Annotated in this window: 14 protein-coding genes and 2 pseudogenes; 2 read left to right on the top strand and 14 right to left on the bottom strand. The window is 60.1% G+C overall.

Annotated elements, in window-relative coordinates; all coding sequences use genetic code 11:
- Nucleotides 1-93 precede the first annotated feature (93 nt).
- From QA646_RS30320 to QA646_RS30290, 7 genes are all read right to left on the bottom strand, one after another.
- Complete coding sequence (locus QA646_RS30320; protein WP_283061091.1) at nucleotides 94-1,011, bottom strand: NADP-dependent oxidoreductase; 918 nt, start codon at nucleotides 1,009-1,011, stop codon at nucleotides 94-96.
- A gap of 146 nt (nucleotides 1,012-1,157) precedes the next feature.
- Nucleotides 1,158-1,622 (bottom strand): DUF3788 domain-containing protein, encoded by a 465-nt coding sequence (locus QA646_RS30315; RefSeq protein ID WP_283061090.1) that lies wholly within the window; start codon nucleotides 1,620-1,622, stop codon nucleotides 1,158-1,160.
- Nucleotides 1,623-1,630: 8 nt separating this feature from the next.
- Nucleotides 1,631-2,401, bottom strand: a complete 771-nt coding sequence (locus tag QA646_RS30310; protein WP_283061089.1) for an NAD(P)H-dependent oxidoreductase — start codon at nucleotides 2,399-2,401, stop codon at nucleotides 1,631-1,633.
- Between the two features lie 43 nt (nucleotides 2,402-2,444).
- Nucleotides 2,445-2,990, bottom strand: a complete 546-nt coding sequence (locus tag QA646_RS30305) for a peroxidase-related enzyme (RefSeq protein ID WP_283061088.1) — start codon at nucleotides 2,988-2,990, stop codon at nucleotides 2,445-2,447.
- A gap of 33 nt (nucleotides 2,991-3,023) precedes the next feature.
- Nucleotides 3,024-3,677: a nitroreductase family protein gene (locus QA646_RS30300; RefSeq protein ID WP_283061087.1), complete on the bottom strand. Its 654-nt coding sequence runs from the start codon at nucleotides 3,675-3,677 to the stop codon at nucleotides 3,024-3,026.
- 113 nt (nucleotides 3,678-3,790) lie between these two features.
- The gene (locus QA646_RS30295) at nucleotides 3,791-4,759 is read right to left on the bottom strand and encodes an AraC family transcriptional regulator (protein WP_283061086.1); all 969 of its coding nucleotides are present in this window, start codon (nucleotides 4,757-4,759) and stop codon (nucleotides 3,791-3,793) included.
- A 577-nt stretch (nucleotides 4,760-5,336) separates the two neighbouring features.
- Complete coding sequence (locus tag QA646_RS30290) at nucleotides 5,337-6,086, bottom strand: glucose 1-dehydrogenase (protein ID WP_283061085.1); 750 nt, start codon at nucleotides 6,084-6,086, stop codon at nucleotides 5,337-5,339.
- Nucleotides 6,087-6,144: 58 nt separating this feature from the next.
- Between QA646_RS30290 and QA646_RS30285 the strand changes: the two are divergent.
- Nucleotides 6,145-6,725 (top strand): annotated as a pseudogene (locus QA646_RS30285) (LysR substrate-binding domain-containing protein).
- Between the two features lie 33 nt (nucleotides 6,726-6,758).
- On the opposite strand, the gene QA646_RS30280 reads toward QA646_RS30285, so the two are convergent.
- From QA646_RS30280 to QA646_RS30255, 6 genes and pseudogenes are all read right to left on the bottom strand, one after another.
- Entirely contained in the window at nucleotides 6,759-7,454 is a 696-nt protein-coding gene (locus tag QA646_RS30280) for a response regulator transcription factor (protein ID WP_283061084.1), read from the bottom strand.
- A gap of 1 nt (nucleotide 7,455) precedes the next feature.
- Nucleotides 7,456-7,833 (bottom strand): response regulator, encoded by a 378-nt coding sequence (locus QA646_RS30275; RefSeq protein WP_283061083.1) that lies wholly within the window; start codon nucleotides 7,831-7,833, stop codon nucleotides 7,456-7,458.
- 2 nt (nucleotides 7,834-7,835) lie between these two features.
- Complete coding sequence (locus tag QA646_RS30270) at nucleotides 7,836-8,477, bottom strand: response regulator (RefSeq protein ID WP_283061082.1); 642 nt, start codon at nucleotides 8,475-8,477, stop codon at nucleotides 7,836-7,838.
- Nucleotides 8,474-12,535: a PAS domain-containing protein gene (locus QA646_RS30265; RefSeq protein WP_283061081.1), complete on the bottom strand. Its 4,062-nt coding sequence runs from the start codon at nucleotides 12,533-12,535 to the stop codon at nucleotides 8,474-8,476. The genes QA646_RS30270 and QA646_RS30265 overlap by 4 nt, the downstream gene beginning before the upstream one ends.
- Before the next feature lie 514 nt (nucleotides 12,536-13,049).
- Nucleotides 13,050-13,559: pseudogene (locus tag QA646_RS30260) on the bottom strand (SDR family NAD(P)-dependent oxidoreductase); the annotation flags it as partial.
- A 119-nt stretch (nucleotides 13,560-13,678) separates the two neighbouring features.
- On the bottom strand, nucleotides 13,679-14,659 hold the full coding sequence (locus QA646_RS30255) for an alpha/beta hydrolase (protein WP_283061080.1): 981 nt from the start codon (nucleotides 14,657-14,659) through the stop codon (nucleotides 13,679-13,681).
- Between the two features lie 408 nt (nucleotides 14,660-15,067).
- Between QA646_RS30255 and QA646_RS30250 the strand changes: the two genes are divergently transcribed.
- Nucleotides 15,068-15,997: an MBL fold metallo-hydrolase gene (locus tag QA646_RS30250; protein WP_283061079.1), complete on the top strand. Its 930-nt coding sequence runs from the start codon at nucleotides 15,068-15,070 to the stop codon at nucleotides 15,995-15,997.
- A 232-nt stretch (nucleotides 15,998-16,229) separates the two neighbouring features.
- Here the strand turns inward: QA646_RS30250 and QA646_RS30245 are convergent, their stop codons facing one another.
- On the bottom strand, nucleotides 16,230-17,015 hold the full coding sequence (locus QA646_RS30245; RefSeq protein WP_283061078.1) for an alpha/beta hydrolase: 786 nt from the start codon (nucleotides 17,013-17,015) through the stop codon (nucleotides 16,230-16,232).
- Nucleotides 17,016-17,289 lie beyond the last annotated feature (274 nt).

Below are 17,289 nucleotides of genomic sequence, written 5' to 3'. Positions count from 1 at the left end.
TGGGGCACCCCACGGCCGGAGCAACTCCGGCCGTCATTAGTCGACTGTGGGCCGACCAGCTAACCATCGGCTGAATCTCACGCCCGAAGTCTCTCATGCGCGAGTGCGGATGATCGTCTTGCCTGTCCGGCGCTCCGTCGAGTTGAATGCGGCGACAGCATTATTGAGCATAGAGATGTTGCCAATGTTCGTCCGAATGCGTCCGTCACGCACCCGCTGAACGATTTCGCTGAGTTGAACACGATCAGATTCGACCACGAAATCAATCGCCAGACCGTCGGCGGGACGCGCTTCAACCGGTCCAACGACGGAAACGAGCGTACCTCCGGGTCGTACCAGACCTGCGGAGCGCCTCTGGATCTCGCCGCCGATCATGTCAAGCACGAGATCGACGCTCCCAATCTCCTCAAGCGTGTCATTTGTCAGATCGACGAACTCGTTTGCGCCAAACTCGAGCGACTTCTGCCGGTCGGCGGCACGCCCGGTAGCGATGACATAGGCTCCGAATTCGCGAGCCAGCTGCGTCGCGATCGAACCGACTGCACCGGCGGCGCCATGTACAAGGACGCTCTCGCCGGCCTGAAGACGGCCATGTTGGAACAGTCCCTGCCAGGCGGTCAGGCCAGAGATCGGCAGGCTGGCACCCACCGTGAACTCCACGTCGCCCGGTAGCGGCGCGAGGTTGCGGGCCTCCACGACCACATATTCCGCCAGGGTACCGTCGCGGTACCAATCCGTCAGGCCGAACACGCGCTGTCCCACCGACAGGCCGGTCGTACCATAGCCGAGACCCGTTACCACGCCGGCGAACTCATGACCTGGAATTGATGGCGTTCGTCTTTGGCCGACGCGATCGGTCCAGGTGGAGGGCCAGCTCAGTTCGGTTGGTACAAAGCCCGACGCGTGTACTTCAACGATGACGTCATTTATCGCCGCCTGCGGCTGTGGCCGCTCCGCCAATGACATGCCGGCCGTGCCGGCGGCTTCGTCGGTTGCTATGATCGCTTTCATCGATTTGTCTCCTTAGATGTTTTGATGATTGTGGTGATACAGCGTGGAAGACCACTTGGATCTCCCTTAGGTGGCTGTGGGTAGATGTCCTTTGCGGTTCGCTCGGTGTCAGCTCCTGAACGGAACTATTGCAGATGACGGGATCGTCAGTGTGGGAGTGGCGGACGCTTCATCGCCAAAAGCTCTGTCACGTCATGCAGCTCATCTTTGGACGAAACTGGAAGTGTCAGCCATTTCCCGTCGGTATAGGTCTTTGCGTCATCGTAGGCTCTGACCAATTGCGGCCGCCAAAAATAACGCCGTTCCTCGAACTTCTCACGTTCGGCTCTGCCCATCACGACGATGGCAGAGAACCGCCGGTATTCCGGCACCAACGTGGTAAGCGCCTTGGTCTTCTTGAAGCGCAGGGACCAACCGCGATTCTTTCCGCCGTAAAGCCAGTCCGGTGCGAACACTCCGGGGTAGGACGTGTCGATCCAGGTCCGAAGTTCGATCCATTGACCATATGCATCCGAGCCCAACCATTCGCAGAGGGCGCCGTCATCGGGTGGTGTCGAATTGCCGGTGATCCTGTCACCGACCTTGGGAAGCGTAGACGTAGATAAAATCATCTGAAGCCTCATGTTGATGGTCCGGCTGCGCCGGATGGTTGATGTGCGGACGTTCGAAGCCTTGTGTCCTCAGTGTGCGCGTGGCGACGCTCGCTGAGCGAGGGGAGGTCGGCATGCATCCAGCCGACGTTCGCGATCATTACGGGTTGATGCTGGATTTCGGTCAGGCGCTCCTCAACGGCGGTGAGGTCCAGAGCCGCAAGCGTCTTGTCTCTCGCCTCTGCCGCATGCTCCCAGCCAAGGAAGGCAGTTCCTTGAAGTGGCAGAAACTGCTGGCTCTTCAGCCCGATGGAGCTGAGCGCGACGGACAGATAGGGCGTCAGAAAATCCGGTTGGTTGGCGCGCTCGCCGGTGAAGAATCCACCGGATACCACGCCGACAAAGACCGAACGGTCGCGAAGCATTCCGACTTTTCCGGTCGGCGTTGATTTCATTGTACGGCCGACACGCAGGATCTGGTCAATCCAGGCCTTGAGGACCGAGGGAATGGTCAGATTGTGCATCGGCGTTCCGATGACGACCGCATCTGCCGCTTCGACCTCCCGAATAAGCTGTTTGGAAAGATCCAGCGACCCTGCCGGCGGGGCGGCCAAAGTAGCCGGCGACGCCAGTGCGGCGGCATAAAGGGCTACGGTTTGAGGTAGGGGATCGGCGCCTAAATCACGCCGGATGATGTCCGCGCCAGGCGCAACCTCAAGAAGCCTTTTAACGATCGCCGCCGAAAGCTGACGGCTATCTGATTGTTGGCGCGGACTGCTATCGATGTGGAGAATGTTCATGGGATTGATCCAACAGCTTCATGAGGTTGCGAGAAAGCAGAACTCAGATCGCGCCGGCCGGGGCAACGGCGGGAAAGTCTTTGTCGGGATCGAAGACGTTGTTGAACAGGTTCGTCAGCGTGTACATGGCCACCAGTGCGACGATCTCGATGATGTTCGCTTCGGTGAACCCGGCATCGCGAACAGTCTGCAGATCAGCATCGCCGACTTGCCCTCGGGTCTCGATCACCTTGCGCGCGAACTGCACTGCCGCATCCCGCTTCGGGTCATTCGCGTGGCCCTTGCGAGCGAGAATGATCTCATCGGCTGACTGCTTTGCCATATGTTCGGCGGTGAAGCTGTGAACCGTGAGACAATAGTTGCAGCCATTCACTTCGGAGACAGCAAGGCCGATGCTGTCTCGTGTCCTCACGTCAAGCGCCTTGCTGAGTGAGCCGAGCAGGGCAGCCCATGCGTTGAAGGCGATCGGGCTTTGCGCAAAGGCCGCCATCATGTTTGGGGTGAAGCCGATGTTTCTCGTGAAAGCATCGAAGGTCTCTTTGGATGCAGCCGGCACCTTTTCCGGCGTCAGAACGGTCGTTCTGGTCATGGTAGTCTCCATAAATGTTGATTGAGTTGTGGGTTATGCGAAGGACAGGACGTCGGCCACGGGCAGGCGTGGCTTCTGCGGCCAGTTGCCAGACCGCTCGGGTCCGACGGTCAAGAGCATCACCGGGATTTCATCTTCGGCGAGGCCGAACTCGCGATGCACGGCTTCCGCGTCGAAGCCGATCATCGGCGTCGACCCGAGGCCAAGCGAGCGCGCCGCATAGATGATTGCGGCGGTACCAAAGGTCGCAGAACGCACCGCCTCGTCACGCTGCCGTTGCGGCTGATTGTCATAGAGGCTGCGAGCGGGTGCTTCCCATTCCGGCACCAGGTGGGCGGGCATGATGCCGGCTTCCACGACCGGCGCTAGACGCTCGGGAACGGTGCTGGCATCGGCCAATTGGCCCACGATGATAAAAGTCACCGCGGCGTCGATGATCGCGGGCTGCTTCCAGGCGATCGGATGGAGCCGGGCCTTGGCTTCAGGCGTGCGCACCGCGATAAACCGCCAGTTCTGCAGGTGGAATGACGTCGGCGCCGACGTGCCGATGCGCACCAGATCCCGGATCTGATCGTGGCTCAGTGTGGCGGTGGTGTCGTAATATTTGGCGGCGCTGCGGCTGAGGATGATTTCGATGACCGCATTCGTCGGCGCAGTTTCGCAGGCTGTGTTGCTGATGTAGTTCATTGGGTGGCTCCCTCATCAAGTGATTACGGAGCCGATTTTACGAACGTCGGCGATATTATCGAGACTGAATTGCCTCAATATAATGCTCGAAAGGATCAAATCTTAGGTGAGCGCTAGATCGCTCTTTTCGCGCCGGTCTGCGCCAGCCTGCGCCACTCCCCTGGCGTCATCCCCATCTTCTCGGCGAACACACGCCGGAATGCCGAAACGGATTGATAGCCGACCGTTTCGGCGATTGCCTCGGTACTGATCGCCGGCTTCTTGAGCTCGTTCGCAGCCAGACTAATGCGCAGATCAGTCAACAGGTCTAGCGCCGAGCAACCGAGCCTGTCCTGGAAGTGTCGCATGAACGTGGCCCGGGACATGCCACACAGGCCCGCCAAATCAGGCAGTTTCCAAGGCTTGGCCGGATCAGCGAGCATGGCGCTGATTGCCGGCGCCAATCGCGGGTGGCCGGCCAACGCCAACAAACCCTCGGGAGCCTGTGCGGACTCGCTGGCTGCGCGCAACACCAGCGTAAAAAGAGCCGAAGATAGTGCATTGAGAACGGCGCGTCCTCCCGGTCGGTCGCCGGCCGCTTCCATGCGCATCAGTCCCACCAGACTGGAGAGTTGGCCAGTTGCGGACACGACCCCCTCTTCTCCGGGGCCATCCATGGTCCGTGCAACCAGATCGAGGGGCAGGTAGTTGCGGATCAGCCGATCATGAGGTGGGGCGATGAAGAACCGGCCACACAACAGGTCGAGTTGCTCGTCGTTGCTGTCGTTCTCGCTCAGCGTCCAGCCGGCAGCACTCTGCCGTTGCTGAGTAGGGACTGGCGTCTGCCCGCTGCCGTCGTGCAATACATGGGCCGCACCATGTGGCAGCAGCACGATATCGCCGCTCGTCAATTCTCGCCGGGTCCTTGCCTCCGGATCCTCAAAGATCGCCCGGCCCCTGACGATGACGTGATAGGGAATTTCGTTCGCCGCAGCCCGGTTCCAGCTAATGCGCCACGGAGCGCCGTAGGCACAGCGTACCTCGAGCTGGCCGGTAACCGTGATGATTTGCAGTAGCTGGCTCAGCCAATCGAGTTCAGACATGGGACCTCGGAAATCTACGGTTCAGGCGTTCCAACATATTGCACGATAACCAGACGCACTCCATGGCTGTGACGGCCATAATTCGCGGTGAAGGAGCGGGTTTTGCGCAGTGGATTGGATCAAAGTGTATCTAATCGGGTAACCTGAAAACCCGGTTTCCTCACAACCGTCAGGCTGCGGAGCGATGACAAATTGATTTCGCTGACGAAGTAAATAATGGGTCGCAGATTCGTATCCCTTCAACTGCAATGCGATTGCACAGGTTAATGGCCAATCGGCAATCTCCGCTTGCTGGACCGAGCAATGGGCAACGAGACAGTTGCGTCGGACGGCGGTGTTGCACATCCGGACAGACTGCGATTTGACCACTGACGCTGATAGCCATGTAGCTTGTGAGGAAGGTGGAGCAGAAAAAGCGTTAGATGGGTTGTGGTCATGAAAAGATGGCGGGCGAATCGTCGGCGGCATGTCGAGCCCGTTCGACCTGCTGCTGCGTCACGCCGCCCCGTTCACTTCCGGTCGGCCCCGACTCCCGATCGGCTGACCGGGAGCCTGTATTCTGCATTTTCCGGTCCTTTCAAGCCAGGGTCATGCCGCCGTCGGCATGAAGTTCGATCCCGTTGACGAAGCTCCCCGCATCTGAGGCGAGGAAGAGCGCGGCGCGCGCCAGCTCTTCCGGCTGCCCCAGCCGCCCCGCCGGGATGAGCGATGCCATGTGATCCTCGAATGCCGGGCGCTCAGCATCTGATACGCCGAGCTTGCCGAGGATTTCGGTTTCAACCGGCCCTGGACTGAGGATGTTGACGCGGATGCGGCGAGACTTAAGCTCGATCGCCCAGTTCTTCGCGAAGGCGGCGACGGCGGCTTTCGATCCCGCATAGACGGCGTGGTCCGGCAACACTTTTGTCGCGGCGAGTGAACTCGTGACAATGATGCTGCCGCCATCGCGGATCAGCGGTGCGATCGTCTGCACGCCGAAGAACACACCGCGCGTATTGATGGCGAAATGGCGATCATAGTCTTCCGGTGTCACATTGTGGGACGCAGTGAGATTGATGACGCCAGCATTGGCCATATAGATATCGAGGCCACCAAAATGGTTCTCTACCATGTCGACAACCTCTCGGTGATGTTCGAGGTCGGCGACATCGCCCACGATGCCAATGGCATGATCACCGATATCGCGCACTGCTTCGTCGACGACATCCTGCCGCCGGCCGGTGATTATGACCCTCGCGCCTTCTTCGGCGAAAAGCTTGGCGGTTGCCCTGCCGATACCGCTATTGCCGCCAGTAATAACGGCGACCTTGTCTTTGAGGTGCTGCATTGGTTATCTCCTTTCAGCTACGGTTGAGATAGACCTGAGCACCCTCAGCCGTTAGATCATGAACGGGCACATGATTTGTGCCGCGGAGTCGCGAATGCCGAATCTACTGAGCGAGACGTCTGGATTGATGGCCTTCGTGCGAACGGTACAGGCCGGCTCCTTCAGCGCCGCGGCACGCGCCCTGGATACGACGCGACGCAGGGCGATCTTATGGTCCGTCACCTGGCCGATCTGTCGCTGGCAATCGTCGCATCTCCGGCTTTTCTTGAGACCGTAGGCAATCCGCTGTCCGCCGAACATCTGGCAACTGTACCCTTTGCCCGCTACGTGCTCGGCGGCATGATCCAGCCTGTGCGCCTGGCGGACGGCAGCAGCTTTGTTCCCGCCGGCCGTGTCGATTGCGATTCAGGCGCTGCGCTCATCCAGGCGGCACTTGCAGGACTGGGTGCCGCATATCTGCTGCGGAGCTTGGTGGCGAAGGAGTTGCAAACCGGCACGCTTGTAACTCTTGCATCGGAGATCGCGCTTCCGCGCCTGCCATTCAATGCTTTGCATGCCTTCGGCCGCACCGTGCCATCGCGCGTCAAGCTGTTCTGCGACTTCATCGCACGTGAGGCGAGGGCCGTTGAGTTGATGTGAGCACAACGCACTCCTCGGGCCGTATTGACTCTATTAGAACGTGGCGCCACCGGCCTCCCGCATTGCGGCGGGCAGCGTCTCCCAGGCCCTGATCAGCTCGCCGATGGAGCCGGCTCCCATCTTGCGCATGGCATTTGCGCGGTGCAACTTGACCGTGACTGCACTTATCCCTAGGTCGAAAGCGATCTGCTTGTTAAGGCGTCCGCGTGCTACCTCGCGCAGGATTTCGCGTTCGCGCTGCGTCAGTGTCACCAGGCGCTCGATATTCCGCTTGACGACCAAAGCATTGGCCCGTCGCGCCGCGTCGAGCGCAATGCCGGCGATCACGGCATCGAGCAGCGTCTGGTCGCGTACCGGCTTGGTGAGGAAATCGACAGCGCCTGCTTTCATCGCCTGAACGGTCATCGGAATGTCGCCGTGACCGGTTAAGAAGATGATCGGCTTCGCATTACCGCTTTCCAGCAGATGGTGCTGCAGGTGAAGGCCGCTCGCCCCCGGCATGCGCACGTCAAGGATCAGACAGCCGGGGCTGTCCAGTACGTCGGCATCAAGCACTTCGTGGGTCGAGGCGAAGCTCACTGGCTGCAGGCCCGCCGAGAGGATCAGTTCCGACAAGGCCTCGCGAACAGCCGCATCGTCATCAACGATGATCACGATCGGTTCGATTGCTTCATTCTTGTGCTGCCGCGACAACGGTGCCGTTCTTCGGAGCGGCTGGTCAATTCTCATGTCACCCTCCATGTCTCGATTTCTGTAAAGCTTCCCCTATCGCGATGAGTAGGGCAGGCGCATCGAATGGTTTTCGAAAAAAGCCGTCAATGCCTTTGGCACGGCCCTGATCGGCGATCTCGTGGCGGCCTGTGACGAGGAATACCGGCAGTTCCGGACGCGCCTTGTTGACAGTGTCACGAAGCTCAAAGCCGTTCGTGCCCGACATGCCAATATCAGTGATCAACAAATCCAGGTTCGACAGGCCGCGGGCGAGCAGATGCTCAGCCGACCGGAAACAGCAAGCTTCATAGCCGGCGGACTCCAGCAGTTCCTCCAGCGATTCGAGCAGCCTCGCATCGTCATCGACTACCGCGACGATTGGTCTTGTCTTCTCCATCCTCAATTTCCTCCCGCACGACGCGAATGGGTGATCGGTATTCCCAATCGCTCCGCTATGCGCACGAGGTCGGCGAGCGATGCCGCCGCCATTTTCTGCATTACATTCCTCCGATGGATTTGCAGTGTCACTTCGCTGATTCCGAGTTGCGATGCCGCCTGCTTGTTGAGCAGGCCGCTGACCACGAGCGGCAGCACATCGCGTTCGCGTGGCGTCAATTCGAGATAACGCTGCTTCAGAAGGCTTAGTTCAGCCCGTTCCGATCGCTTTCGCCTATCCTCGAAAATTGCGGTGTGAACCGCGGCCATGAGGTCCGCGTCGCTGAACGGTTTGGTGAGAAAATCCACCGCGCCGTGCTTGATCGCCCGCACAGAGGAAGGGATGTCGCCATGGCCGGTGATGAAGACGATCGGCGGATGATCGCCCTCGGCGATTTGCCGCTGCAGTTCGAGGCCGTTGATATCGGGCAGTTCGACGTCGAGTATCAGGCAGGCTGGCAGATCCGGCTTGTCGGCGTCGACATAGTCCCCCGCCGAACCGAAGGCGATGGCGCGCATGCCGTGAGTCTCCAGGAGCTCGCCGAGCGCCTCCCTGATGCGCTCGTCATCGTCGACGATGAAAACAACATAGTCATCCGGTGTCATGGCGCCGCTTTCCCCACGGTTGGTAAGGTGAAAATGAACCGCGCGCCACGCGGTTCATTTTTCTCGGCCCATAAACGCCCGCCATGCGCCTCGACGATCGAACGGCAGATAGCGAGACCCATGCCCATTCCGTTCTCTTTCGTCGTGAAGAAAGGTTCGAAGATCTGATCCGGGAACTCGATGCCGTCTCCCCGGTCACCTATTTCGGTCTGCACCTCGCTGCCCGCGCGATGGGCGCGCACGCCGATGGTTTTTTCCCCCGCAACGGCGTCCATTGCCTCCATGCCATTGCGGATGAGATTGATCAGGACCTGCTGGATCTGGACGCGGTCGACCGCCATGGGCGGAAGCTTGTCTTCCACGTCGATGTCGATCCGGATGCGACGGCGCAAAGCCTCGCCCGCCACCAGGTTGCACGCTTCCGTGATAACACCGGAGAGCGACAGGCTGATCCTATTCTCCACGGATTGCTTGAACAGCGCCCGGACGCGGCTGACGACTTCCGCCGCCGAATTGGCATCGCGGATGACGCGCTCAGTGGTGATCTTAGCACGCTCGACATTGACGGGATCAGCCGATAGCCAGCGGTAGCATGCATGCGAATTGGCGACGATTGCCGCCAGAGGCTGATTCACCTCGTGTGCGATAGACGCGGAAAGCTCGGCAAGGCTCGCAGCCTGGCTGGCGCGCGCCAGCCTTTCATGCGCCATGCGCAACTCCTCCTGCATCCGGACCTCGCCATCGACATCCAGGCAGATCACATTCCATTGTACGATTGCGCCTTCATTGTCGCGCATCGGCGCGGCTCGCGTCTCGACCCAGCGATATTCGCCATCGAACCGGCGCAAGCGGTGCCTGCGCGCGTAGGGCTCGCCGGTCGACAGGCAACGGGCGTACTGTTCCTTGACCCCAGCAAGATCCTCTGGGTGCACCCCTGCATCGAGCGTGCCGTTCAGCCGTGATTTCTTCGTGCCGTCCAAGTCTTCCAGTTCGTAGCCAAGGAACTCCCGGAGTTGCTGGCTGCGATAGACTGGCTCGCCGTTCGGCGCGGCGCAATCGATCATTGCCGGCAACGTTTCCACCAATTGCCAAAGAAAGCGTTCTCTTTCTCGCAACGCCTCCTGCGCAAGCATCTCATCTTCGATATCGATCGAGATTATGTACCATTGCACGATCGCACCATCGGCATCGAGCAGAGGCTGCGCGCGGGCTTCGATCCACCGATAGGCTCCATCCTTGGTGCGCCTGCGGAACCGGTTTATGAAAGGCTGGCCGGTCGCGAAGCCATTCTTTGCTCTCTGAAACATGATCGGAAAGTCTTCAGGGTGAGCCAAATCTCTCGCCAGCGAATCGAAGTCCTCGATGTCGGGTGTCGGTGGACCGACATTGTCCAGATATCGTCTGCTCGCATAGGTCATCCTGCGCGATGGAGCGAAGCTCAGGATGTTGATCGGCAGGGTGTCGATCATCTGCTCCAATTGCCGTTTGCTGCTCTTCAGCGCTTCTTCCGCCTGCACCTGATCGTCGATGTCGATGGACACCTGATACCAGTGAACGATCGCTCCATCTTGATCGCGCAGAGGCTGCGCGCGTGCCTCTATCCAGCGGTAGTTGCCATCTTTCCAACGCCGGCGATACCGCATCATGAAGGCCTCGCCAGTTTTAAGAGAATTGGCTGATGCTCGCAGCACATGGGGGGCATCTTCGGGATGAACCAGCTTTTGCGCCACCCGAACGGTATCTTCGAAGTTCGCCTTGGAAAGGCCGAGGTCCTCCAAAGATCGTTTGTTGACGTAGGCCAGCTCGCCAGCAGGCGTCCAGCTCCAGATGTGGACCGGCAGGGCGTCCACAAGCTGCGAGAGCTCCCGCTCCCGATTGCGCAACGCCTCCTCGGCCTTCTTGCGTTCGGTGATGTCAATGAAGCCGACCAGGCTCTTGTCGGCGACGGCGCCGGGGCGGGCAGTTGCGAAAACGACGTGCATGACGCTGCCGTCCATTCGCGCCACCTTGGTTTCCTCTTGAAAGACCTCCTCGCCGCGATAACGCGACTCTATGGCGCGGCGGATGGTGGCGAGGCCTGGCTGCCAATAGCGAGTGATAGGACCCCGCACCTCCTCCTGGTCATTAGCTCCCAACATTTCCGTCAGGTGACGGTTGGCTTCTTCGATTTCGAGAGCCTCGAGCGCGCGCGCCAGAAATTCGGGATGCTTGTCGATATAGGCTTTGAGATCCGTGATAGCCTCGGCCCGCAGCTCCTTGAACAACGGAACCAGCTTTCCGGCATCCACCTGGGCGAGCCCGATGGGCATATAGTGAAACAGGTCGCGATAGCGGCGCTCGCTTTGTTGCAAAGCCTCTTGTGCGATCACGAGATCGTGGATATCGACACTGGCGCCGTACCACTGCAGGATGGTGCCGGTATCGTCCCGCAACGGCTCTGCGCGCGTCTCGGTCCAGCGATAAGTGCCGTCGGTTCGGCGCTGACGATATCTTTGGATGTAAGGATCGCCTGTGCGGAACGAATGCTGGATGGCCTGCCGGGCCGCGTCGGCATCCTCCGGATGAATGACACTGAGCGATGGCGACCCGTCAGGTGCCGTAATATCCGCCAGACTGGCCCCCGTTACATCTCTGAACCGTTTGTTGATGTAGGATGGCATTCCATCCGACGTTGTCGCCCAAATTAGAGCAGGCACCGCGTCGATGAGCTGCTGGAGCTTTTGTTCGCTCTGTCGCAGCGCTTCCTGCGCCCGTACCTCGTCATCGATGTCGATCGAGATCGCAAACCATTGTACGATCTTCCCGCCTTCGTCTCGCAATGGTTCCCCCCGGCCATCGACCCAGCGATAGACGCCATCCGAGCGGCGCATGCGATACTTCATCGAGTATGGCTCGCCTGTTGCGACAGCATGGCGCACCGCCTGCAGTAGACCGGGCGCATCATCTGGGTGGACCAAAGTCTCGATGTTTGCCGCTAACTGGCTTGTGCCTGGCGTCTTCAACTGTTGCAGATCAAGCCCAAAAAAATCCACAAGGCGCTTGTTGAAGAAGGTCGGCTCGCCTTCGGGCGTCAGCCGTCTGATGTGGACTGGGACCATGTTCACGATCTGCGAGAGCTCTCGCTCCCGGTCGCGCAAGGCCTCCACACTCTGACGCAATGTCAGCAAGGCGAGCTGGTGCTGCCGCGATATGGCGGCAATGATCAGAGCCGAAAATGCCGAGATCGCCAAGAAGAGTTGCAGCATGATCTGGTTATGGCGCTGGCTCTCGGGATTTCCGGCGAACTGGCTGGCGCCGGATATCGTGAAGATCGCGGTTATGAGTGCGAGGAGGGCGAGAGTAACGGCAGCCCCCTTGAATTCGAAACGCACCGCGGCCCAAAGCAGTGGCGGCATGACGATATAGGCGAAGGGCAGATAGCCGCCGAGCGAAAGGGCCGCGACGCCGAGAAGAATAAGTCCCACGACGCATGCTTCAAGCCACCGCGCAACAGATAGCTTGGCCTTGCTGCTCCAGTTCTGGATCACGACCAACGCGAGGGGCCCGACGATCAGGACCCCAGTGGCATCCCCGATCCACCAGAGAGGCCACGCGCCTAGGAAGGTTTGCGAAAATATGCCGAACCACGCCAGCGTCGCACTTCCGACCGTCGCGCTCACCAGCGGGGCAACTCCGGCGCCTAACGCGATGAATACAAGGACTTCCCGTAGGGTTTCCAGCCGAACCGGCCGACCCAAAGCCTTGTTTACGAGCCATGCGCCGACCATGGCTTCGAGCGCGTTGCCGGCATAAATCAGAATGGCGGCGGGCAGCGGGCTGTGGAACCACAGGACATTGCCGAATAGCTCTCCGAGGCCGCCGACCAACACCCACCACGGCCAGCTCTGCTTGGGTGCGAGCATAAGCGTTGCAATGAAAAGCCCGCTCGGTGGCCATATGGAAATGCCAGTTCCAGGTACGATTGCAAGTGCCTGTGCGAAGCCGCAACCCAGGACGTAGGCTGCAAAAAACAGACCTAGGTGCAGGAGTTGGGGGCGGTACGACCAGACACGCGTCATCGGCGGCTCCTGCAGGGAATATCAGCTTGGCGGCGCCGGCATATCGAGCGGCTAGTCTCGATAGCAGCATCAGCGATCCAGAGTCGTACACTATTCGCGCCACCGCGCGGCCGCAACTTATGGAAATCCATGTATTCACGGGAATGCCGTCGCTTGGTTCCTGTCTCAGTCCAAAAGCCGCAAGGGCATGGCATCCTCGTGGAAGTCTGTCGACCGGCTGAACTCGTTCCACTGGAGTGCGGCCGTCGATCGGACCGCATCGTTCTGGGCAATTCGCCAACGCGTCGCTTCCGAGGACGAGCTGTTCCGGCAAATCGTCGAGGCGTGAAAGATTGAAGATGACAGCGGCCACCTTGTCGGGATCGCCGGGCTCGGTGCCGGCATAGCCCTCCGTCATCCTCATGATCGCGCCGATGGTCGGTTCGTATTCCGGCAGCAGCGGCGGGACATGGCTGCGGGCGACCCGTGTCCAGTTTGTGCGGATGCTGCCCGGCTCAATGGCGACGGCCTTGACGCCGAACGGCTTGACTTCCTTGGCGAGCGAAGCGGTAAAGCCGCTCACCGCCCATTTCGCCGCGCTATAGGCGGTGGAACCGGGACTGCCGAAGCGCGCCGAGCTGGACGAGATGTTGATGATATGTCCCGATTTTTGCTGGCGCATCACGGGGAGTGCCGCGCGCGTCAGATTGACCACGCCGTAGAAATTGGTGTCGATCTCCGCTCTGAAATCATCTTCAGAGACCTGTTCGAAAGGGCTGAGATGCGCATAGCCGGCGTTGTTCACCAGCACGTCGAGGCATCCGAACCGTTCCACCGCGGTTTTGACTGCACCGTGCGATGCCGTCAAGTCCGTCACATCGAGTGCGATGAGTTCAGCATGCTCCTCGTAGCGGCGCGCAAGGTCGAGAAGGCGGTCGATGTTGCGGGCCGTTGCGATGAGGTTGTCGCCGCGTGCGAGCACGAGTTCGGCCGTGCTTCGGCCGATCCCGCCGGCACTGCCGGTTATGAGCCAAGTCTTCGGCATGTTGGCTGACCTCCGAAAAGGTGATGATGGAATGGGATCGACGAACTGGCGCGGCAAGGCCGCGCCAGTTCAGGACGGCTTGCGGAGCCGGGCGGCTTGCTCCACGAGCCGTGGCCAGCTCAAGCCTTGAGGAAGGCGAGCAGGTCGGCGTTGACCCGGTCCTGATGGGTGGCGGTGATGCCATGCGGCGCGCCGGGATAGTAGATCTCCTTGGCACCCTTGATCAGCCGCGCGGATTTGACGGCGGAATCCTTGATCGGAACGATCTGGTCGTCTTCGCCATGCAGGACGAGCGTCGGCACGTCGAACTTCCGCAGGTCTTCCGTGAAGTCGGTTTCGGAGAATGCCTTGACGCATTCATAGGCGTTGAGCAGGCCGGCCTGCATGCTCAAGCGCCAGAACTGGTCGAGAGTGCCTTGGGAGACGCTCGAGCCCGATCGATTGACGCCGTAGAATGGCAGGGCAAAGTCTCGGTAGAACTGTGAACGATCCCTGACGAGACCGGCGCGGATCGCGTCGAACACCTCGATCGGCAGGCCTTCCGGATTGGCCGCCGATTTGACCATGACCGGCGGCACGGCGCCGATGAGGACGGCCTTGGCGACACGCTTCGTGCCATGCCGGCCGATATAGCGGGCGACCTCGCCGCCGCCGGTGGAGTGGCCGATCAGCGTTGCGTCCCTGAGGTCCAGCGCCTCGATAACGGCAGCCAGATCGTCGGCGTATCCGTTCATGTCATTGCCCGACGTCGGCTGGCTGGAGCGTCCATGGCCGCGGCGATCGTGTGCCACAACGCGGAAGCCCTGCTGGGCGAGGAACAGCATCTGGCCGTCCCAGGCATCGGAATTCAGAGGCCAGCCGTGCGAGAAGGTGACGACCGGGCCGGTCCCCCAGTCCTTATAGTAGATTTCGGTGCCGTCCTTGGCGGTGATCGTGCTCATTGCGTGCTTTCCGGTGTTGATGGTGGCGGGGAGAGGCTGCTTCGCAGTCTTTGCGGCGGCAACCGCGGGCAAGCCCACTGCGATACCGGCGGTGAGGCCGCTTAGCAGCGCGGCGCGGCGCGAGATGCCGATAGCCGAGGCGTTTGATATGTCCTGCATATTTTTATCTTTCCCGATGATTGAAATGCGAACGAGGATGGCGACCGGCGGCCCGGAAAACTATTGGCCGAAAGCATCTGCGGACTGTGCGAAAGTTTAGGTGATCGCATCGAACGACTAGCTAGCCGGTTTGTCGGCCTTGATGGCGAGCGACGGCGATTCAACGACCGCCATATGCCGGTGGGATCAAGGTATCGTCGCCGGAATAGTAGAGGGCGTTATCTCGGAGATTGTCCGTACGGTGCAGGAAGCGATTCGACCGCCCTCATGTCCGAAACGTCATGGGGTGCAATCCTTTGGATTGCACCACCCGTACCCGCGCATAACTCGACCGGCAACACTCGCGCCCTTAGGTTCAGCCATGTGGCTCTTGATTGCCACGCGTCAAACTTACAACTGGAGCGTATTATGTCGAACGTAGAGGCAACATCACGACCGGTGGATCAGCAAGCCAAGCCCGGACCTGACGAACGGGTTCCGTCGCGCTACGCAGTACAGGTCGGTGATATCGACGTCATGGTGATCAGCGACGGTGTCCTGACGCCGCCGGCTGAATCGATGGCAACCAATGCTGACCCTTCCGTCCGCGGGGCTTGGTTGGATAGTCAATTTCTTTCGAAGGAGGCCTTCGACTGGGCACTCAATGCCGTGGTCGTCCGCACAGGAAAGCAGACGATGCTTATCGACAGCGGCCTCGGCGAGGAATATCCGGACTTTCCGCGCGCAGGGCAATTCGTGCATCGGCTGGAAGCCGCGGGTATCGATCTCGGATCTGTTACGGATGTCGTATTGACCCACATGCATTTCGACCACGTCGGTGGCCTTCTTGCCGAAGGTGTGAAGGAGAAGTTGCGTCCCGATCTCTGCGTGCACGTCTGCGCCGCCGAAACCGAATTCTGGAAGTCGCCCGATTTCTCCCGCACTGCCATGCCACCGACGCTCGCGGCACTCGCCCGCAAGGCATCGCTCGACTTCATGAATGTCTACGGCAGCCACATCCGCACCTTCAAGGACGAGGCTGAAGTGGCTCCCGGCGTTTCCGTAACCCGTACTGGCGGTCACACACCTGGACATAGCGTCGTTCGGGTGAAGTCCGGCAAGGATCGCCTGATGTTCGGCGGCGATGCGATCTTCCCGGTATCGTTCGATCATCCGGAATGGCACAACGGTTTCGAACATGATCCGGAAGAAGCCACGCGCGTTCGACTCCGTCTCATGCGCGAACTTGCAGATACGGGCTCCTGGCTGATCTCGACGCACATGCCCTTCCCATCCGTGGGTCGCGTCGCTGCAGCCGGGGACCTCTTCCGCTGGGTGCCGGCCTGGTGGGACTACTGACCGTTACTCGGTAGGGTCGAACAGTATTTGGAGATGGATGGCCGGCGCATTGTTTGATGCGCCGGTTTTCGCAACAATGGTATGAAATGGGACGGATCGGGCTTGCTTTAGATGGGGCCACCTTGTTCGGATTGTCGGTGGTGCGTTTCGCCCGGATGCCGGCAGAGCGGCGCCAGGAACCGTGCCCGCAATTTCATTTGAGGAGGAGCCTCAAGACCGACAATGCGGCCAGTCACTGGGCGGATGCCGCCTCTTCGATGAGAGCGGCGACTTCGCTGGGATGTGACACCGGGACTGCGTGCGAGGCCCCGTCGATCACAACGGTCTTCACGGCGTGTGCCCGCGAGGCCATGAATTGCATAACCGCCGGCGGAATGCTGCGATCGGAAGATCCGTAGATCATGTAGGACGGCAGCAGCTTCCACGACGCGACCCCGGAGGGTTCGGCGAGCGCAGCCTGGGCGACGGGCCGCTGCGTCGAAGCCATCAGCGCGGCCTTGTCGTCTGGAACGTCCGCAGCGAACTGGAGTTGAAACTTGGACCGTTGAATGTAGAGGTCTTGTTTGCCGTCTGGCAGCGTCACCGGCGCAAGCGTGTCGGCAAGCGTGCTACCCGGGAATTTTCCCGATAGGGTGGCGCTGGATTCGCCGGTGTCCGGCATGAAACCTGCGACATAAACAAGGGCTTTCACGTTCGGACTGCCGTTCGCAGCTTCGGTGATGACCGGTCCGCCATAGGAATGGCCCACCAGGATCACCGGTCCGTGGATCGCACGGACGACGGATGCGACGGATGCGGCATCCGATGCGACGCCGCGAAGCGGGTTGGCCGCCGCGATCGCCACATAGCCATCCTTCGTCAGACGGGTGATCACAGCATCCCAGCTCGACGATTCAGCAAAGGCGCCATGAACGAGAACGATTGTCGGTTTGAGATCGTGATCTTGGGATTGTGCGCCGGTGACAGTCAGCGTGGCGATCGCGACGCCAAGCGCCAAGATCTTTATGATTTTGAGCATCTGCTTTCTCCTAACATAGCGGTTGCCTATGCCGGGAGAATGCGTGGGTTTGTGGTGGCAAGCCATTCTACGTGAGATGCGCCCATCCACTGCTGAAGTATAGGATGAGATGGCGCAAATGCCGAGCAATCCGATCGATCGGCAAGGCATTGTGACCTCAGAGACCAGCCGGGCGCACCTTCCGGCCAGATGGTTGATCCACGACGTCAGGAATAGTTGGTGATCCGGGCGATGTGCCCAGCTTTCCGATCGCAATCAATCAACGGAGAACAGG

Source organism: Rhizobium sp. CB3090 (assembly GCF_029714285.1).
Lineage (GTDB): Bacteria > Pseudomonadota > Alphaproteobacteria > Rhizobiales > Rhizobiaceae > Rhizobium.
Note: the sequence above shows the minus strand (reverse complement) of the source record. Positions and strands in the feature narration are given on the sequence as shown.